Source organism: Streptococcus sp. 27098_8_91, assembly GCF_041432385.1.
In the GTDB taxonomy this organism is placed as follows: Bacteria; Bacillota; Bacilli; order Lactobacillales; family Streptococcaceae; genus Streptococcus.
The window spans coordinates 1-764 of sequence record NZ_JAPVZN010000022.1 but is presented as its reverse complement, the minus strand read 5'-3'; the positions used below and the strand labels follow the sequence as shown (position 1 = coordinate 764).

The following is a 764-nucleotide window of genomic DNA, read 5'->3' as shown; positions in this document are numbered from 1 at the left end:
GAAAACCTCCAAAGTGGCTTTAGCTTTACACCTGTCAATGGAACAGCAACAGAAGAATCGCCATTAGGACAAAATGTAACAGGAAAAGTTGGTCTAGAAGTTAAGAAAGGGAAGTATACTGCCCGTGCAATTTCAACAGACGGAACTAACAGCACAACAGGATACTTTGTTTTTGAAATACATGAACAAGCAGAAAAGTACCCACTAGAAGGTAAAACAGAGACTGTTACAGTTGGAGATTCACTAAAGACATGGAATGGACGTGTAGATTCTAACCAATACACAGAAGCACCAAAAGGACGTGGAGTTGGAGTAGAATGGGGATGGAAAGGAGAAGCGCCAAAAGTTGTCCAAGATACAGCAGGTGTCTTCAAATACACAGCCACAGCAACCCATCCAGATAAATCAGTAGCTGAATCTAATCCGCAAGTAACTATTATTGTTAAACCAAAAGCTCCGACGATTGAAACAGATTTGACTGGTAAAGCAGAAGTTCCTAACACGGAAGTTGTAGTAAATGTTCATGAGGGGGTAAAAGATGGCTCTACTGTAACGCTTTATTCTCCGGAAGGACGTGCCATTGGTACAGGTACTGTGACAAATGGAAAAGCGAAAATCACAGGAACAATTCCAGTAGGGAATATTACAGCTAAAACAACTGTTCAAACGCCAGGACAGCCTAATGTTGAGTCAGAACTAAGCCCAATTAAGGTAGCAACCAAAATCGCTGAAACTGAAAAACCAGGTAAGATTGAAATCACACG

Annotated in this window: 1 pseudogene; it reads left to right on the top strand. The window is 41.2% G+C overall.

Annotated features, from left to right (window positions below):
- A pseudogene (locus tag O3611_RS09725) lies at window positions 1-764 on the top strand (hypothetical protein); the annotation flags it as partial.